The 4059-nt window shown below is 68.0% G+C and carries 6 protein-coding genes; 3 read left to right on the plus strand and 3 right to left on the minus strand.

Going from position 1 to position 4059, the window contains the following annotated elements:
• Positions 1-81: 81 nt before the first annotated feature.
• From msrA to JCM9942_RS11710, 3 genes are read right to left on the minus strand one after another with little or no spacing between them, the layout of a single operon-like run.
• Positions 82-732 (minus strand): peptide-methionine (S)-S-oxide reductase MsrA, encoded by a 651-nt coding sequence (gene msrA, locus JCM9942_RS11700; RefSeq protein WP_054659856.1) that lies wholly within the window; start codon positions 730-732, stop codon positions 82-84.
• Positions 733-762: 30 nt separating this feature from the next.
• Complete coding sequence (locus tag JCM9942_RS11705; protein WP_054659847.1) at positions 763-1029, minus strand: putative signal transducing protein; 267 nt, start codon at positions 1027-1029, stop codon at positions 763-765.
• Positions 1020-1262 carry a hypothetical protein gene (locus JCM9942_RS11710; RefSeq protein ID WP_145974318.1) on the minus strand — a complete coding sequence of 81 codons (243 nt, stop codon included), beginning with the start codon at positions 1260-1262 and terminating at the stop codon, positions 1020-1022. The genes JCM9942_RS11705 and JCM9942_RS11710 overlap by 10 nt, the downstream gene beginning before the upstream one ends.
• A 100-nt stretch (positions 1263-1362) precedes the next feature.
• Between JCM9942_RS11710 and JCM9942_RS11715 the strand changes: the two genes are divergently transcribed.
• From JCM9942_RS11715 to JCM9942_RS11725, 3 genes are all read left to right on the plus strand, one after another.
• Positions 1363-3120, plus strand: coding sequence for a glutamine--tRNA ligase/YqeY domain fusion protein (locus JCM9942_RS11715; protein WP_054659851.1), 1758 nt, complete (start codon positions 1363-1365; stop codon positions 3118-3120).
• Positions 3121-3211: 91 nt separating this feature from the next.
• Complete coding sequence (locus tag JCM9942_RS11720; protein WP_054659852.1) at positions 3212-3598, plus strand: hypothetical protein; 387 nt, start codon at positions 3212-3214, stop codon at positions 3596-3598.
• On the plus strand, positions 3598-4059 hold a 462-nt coding region (locus JCM9942_RS11725), incomplete at its 3' end, for a nucleoside deaminase (RefSeq protein WP_054659854.1). The genes JCM9942_RS11720 and JCM9942_RS11725, both read left to right, overlap by 1 nt.

Genomic DNA, 4059 nt, shown 5'->3' on the forward strand with positions numbered 1-4059 from the left:
ACCGCTTCCACCATCGCCTGCGTGGCCCCGGTGAAGGAATGCCACACCACCAGCAGCTGCCGCGGCGCCGCGCCCATCAGCTCACAGGCCCAGCCCGAGCGGGCAGCTCACGCCGGTACCGCCGATGCCGCAATAGCCGCCCGGATTCTTGGCCAGATACTGCTGGTGGTAGTCCTCGGCGTAGTAGAACGGCGGCGCCGGGAACGCGATCTCGGTGGTGATCGGGCCATAGCCGGCCGCATCCAGCTGCTGCTGGTAGGAATCGCGGCTGGCCAGCGCCAGTTCGAGCTGCACCTGGCTGTGGCAGTAGATCGCCGAGCGGTACTGGGTGCCGGTATCGTTGCCCTGGCGCATGCCCTGGGTGGGGTCGTGGTTCTCCCAGAACGTGCGCAGCACCGTCTCCAGCGACACCTGCGCCGGATCGAACACCACCCGCACCACCTCGGTGTGTCCGGTCAGCCCGGAGCAGACCTCCTCGTAGGTCGGATTCGGAGTGACGCCGCCCTGGTACCCGGCCGCGGTGGTGACCACGCCCGGCAGCTGCCAGAACTTGCGCTCGGCGCCCCAGAAACAGCCCAGGCCCAGGTCCAGCACATCCAGACCGCTGAAGTCGGCCTGCAGCGGCTGGCCGTTGACGAAATGCACGTTGTGCAGCGGCAGCGGCGCATCACGCCCCGGCAATGCCTCTTCCGGACGCGGCAGCCGCTGTTTGAACGCGCCGATCCCCAACAACCCCTGGCCGATTCCCAACATGTCCACTCCTCAGGCCGGGAGGAATCCCGGCGCTTCATCGTTATCACCAATGGGGTCAGCAGGGCCTTCGTCCAAGCCCAGCGCGCTGACGATCGCCGCGGCCTCGGGCCGGGCCGAATCGGGCACACACACGCGCAGCACGCCAAACAGCGGCAGCTCGCCGCCGGCGCCCAGCAGCGATTCGCCAAACACGAACGCCGGGATGCCCGCATCCTCCAGTGCATGCTTGACCAGATGCGCGTCGAACAGGTTGTTGGTCTGGTAGATCAGTTGCATCGTCCTCTCCGTTCCTCGTGGCCGGCACAGCGGTGGCCACCAGCCGTCCGGTTTCCCCGGCCGCACGCGGCGCCCCTGAAGCCGTCAAAGGGCGCCCCGACCGGGGTGAACACCGCATCGACGATGCCCAACCCGCCAAACCCGAACGCACCGCCCGCCCCGCCGGCATATCGCAACCGCAGCGACCGGGTCGCGCGGTGCTTGCTGCCAATCACCAGCAGGGAGCGATCCATGGACTTTCCGTGGTGGCGGGAAGCTCCAGCATAGGCCTTCCAGCGGCAGGCGGCGGCCGGCTCGGCTAAACTTGCCGTCTCCCAAAACCGCTGTGCCTCCATGTCCGAGAACCTGCATCCCACCGCCGACGCCACGCCGGAGAACGCTCCTGCCGAAAAGCGGGACTTCATCCGCCAGATCGTCCGCGAGGACCTGGCCAGCGGCAAGCACACCGCGATCAAGACCCGCTTCCCGCCCGAGCCCAACGGCTACCTGCACATCGGCCATGCCAAGTCGATCTGCCTGAACTTCGGCATCGCCGGCGAGTTCTCCGGGGTGTGCAACCTGCGCTTTGACGACACCAACCCGGCCCGCGAAGACCCCGAGTACGTGGCCGCGATCCAGGACGACGTGCGCTGGCTGGGCTTTGAATGGAACGAGTTGCGCCATGCCTCGGATTACTTCGAGGCCTATTACCTGGCCGCCGAGAAACTGATCCGCGACGGCAAGGCGTTCGTGTGCGACCTGTCGGCCGAGGAAGTGCGCGCCTACCGCGGCAACCTGACCGAACCGGGCCGCAACTCGCCCTACCGCGAGCGCAGCGTCGAGGAAAACCTGGACCTGTTCCGGCGCATGCGCGCCGGCGAGTTTCCCGATGGCACCCGCACCCTGCGCGCCAAGATCGACATGGCCAGCGGCAACATCAACCTGCGCGACCCGGCGATCTACCGGATCAAGCACGTCGAGCACCAGAACACCGGCAACGCCTGGCCGATCTACCCGATGTACGACTTCGCCCATGCCCTGGGCGATGCGCTGGAAGGCATCACCCACTCGCTGTGCACGCTGGAGTTCGAAGACCACCGCCCGCTGTACGACTGGTGCGTGGACAACGTCGATTTCGCCCACGACGACGCGCTGACCCAGCCGCTGGTGGACAAGGGCCTGCCGCGCGAAGCGGCCAAGCCGCGCCAGATCGAGTTCTCGCGCCTGAACATCAACTACACGGTGATGAGCAAGCGCAAGCTGATGGCGCTGGTCACCGAGAACCTGGTCGATGGCTGGGACGACCCGCGCATGCCGACCCTGCAGGGCCTGCGTCGCCGCGGCTATACCCCTGCGGCGATGCGCCTGTTCGCCGAGCGCGTGGGCATCTCCAAGCAGAACTCGCTGATCGATTTCAGCGTGCTCGAAGGCGCCCTGCGCGAGGTGCTCGACAGCGCCGCGCCGCGCCGCATGGCGGTGATCGACCCGCTCAAGCTGGTGCTGACCAACCTGCCCGAGGGCCACGCCGAAACGCTGACCTTCAGCAACCATCCCAAGGACGAGAGTTTCGGCACCCGCGAGATGCCGTTCGGCCGCGAGCTGTGGATCGAGCGCGAGGACTTTGCCGAAGTCCCGCCCAAGGGCTGGAAGCGGCTGGTACCGGGCGGCGAGATCCGCCTGCGCGGCGCCGGTATCGCCCGCGTCGATGAAGTGATCAAGGACGCCGACGGCAACGTGGTCGAGCTGCGCGGCTGGCTGGACCCGGAATCGCGCCCGGGCATGGAAGGCGCCAACCGCAAGGTCAAAGGCACCATCCACTGGGTCAGCGCGCAGCACGCGGTGGAAGCGGAAATCCGTCTGTACGACCGCCTGTTCTCGGTGCAGAACCCGGACGACGAATCAGAAGGCAAGACCTACCGCGATTACCTGAACCCGGAATCGCGCAAGGTCGTCACCGGTTACCTCGAGCCGGCCGCGGCCAGCGCCACACCGGAGCAGTCGTTCCAGTTCGAGCGCACCGGCTACTTCGTGGCCGACCGCCACGACCACACCGCGGCCAAGCCGGTGTTCAACCGCAGCGTGACCCTGCGCGACACCTGGACCGCCGGCTGAGTTGCATGGACCGGTCGCCGCCCTGACGCGGCGACCGCTTCCTATGCCGTGACGGGGCTACCATGGCCCCGTCCTGGAACAGGAAGCCGCTATGGTCCGTCTGCCCGTCCTGCTCATTCTGCTGCTGTGGGCGCTCGCCGCCTGCGGCGCCCCGGCCACCCCCCAAACCCTCCCGGCCCGTCCCCAGGCCTCGTCACCGCCTGCCGTGGTTATCGACCGCAGCTGCCGCGGTGACGCCGATTGCACGGTCAAGAATGTCGGCAACTGCTGCGGCGCGTCTCCGGCCTGCGTCAATGTCGCCAGCCCGGTCGATCCGGCCGGGGTTCAGGCGCGCTGCCAGGCACAGGGCATGATGGGCGTGTGTGGCTTCACCGAAATCCAGGGCTGCCGCTGCATCCAGGGCCAATGCCGGAGCAATCCGGCCCCGGCCGATGCACTGCGCCGCCCGCTCACGACCAACCCGGAAACCGACCCCTGATGCTGTACGCGCAAGTCCACCTCACCCTTCCCGCCTGGATCCACGAAGCCATCGACAGCGAGCGCGCCTATCCCGGCGACGAAGCCAAGGTCGCCCTGGCGATCGAGCTGTCGCGCCTGAACGTGGAGGCGGAAACCGGCGGCCCGTTCGGCGCGGCGGTGTTCGGTCCGGATGACCGGATCATCTCCGCGGCGGTGAACCGCGTGGTGCCGCACAGCACCTCGCTGGCCCACGCCGAGAACATGGCCTACATGCTGGCCCAGCAGCGCCTGCAGACCCCGCGCCTGAACGCGGTGCTGTCGCCGGTCACCCTGGCCACCTCCTCGCAGCCGTGCTGCCAGTGCTACGGCGCCACCGTGTGGGCGGGCATCGACCGCCTGCTGATCGGCGCCAACTCGACCGATGTCGAAGAGCTGACCCCGTTCGACGAAGGCCCGCTGCCGGCCGACTGGGTGGGCGAG

Source organism: Stenotrophomonas pictorum JCM 9942 (assembly GCF_001310775.1).
GTDB lineage: Bacteria > Pseudomonadota > Gammaproteobacteria > Xanthomonadales > Xanthomonadaceae > Stenotrophomonas > Stenotrophomonas pictorum.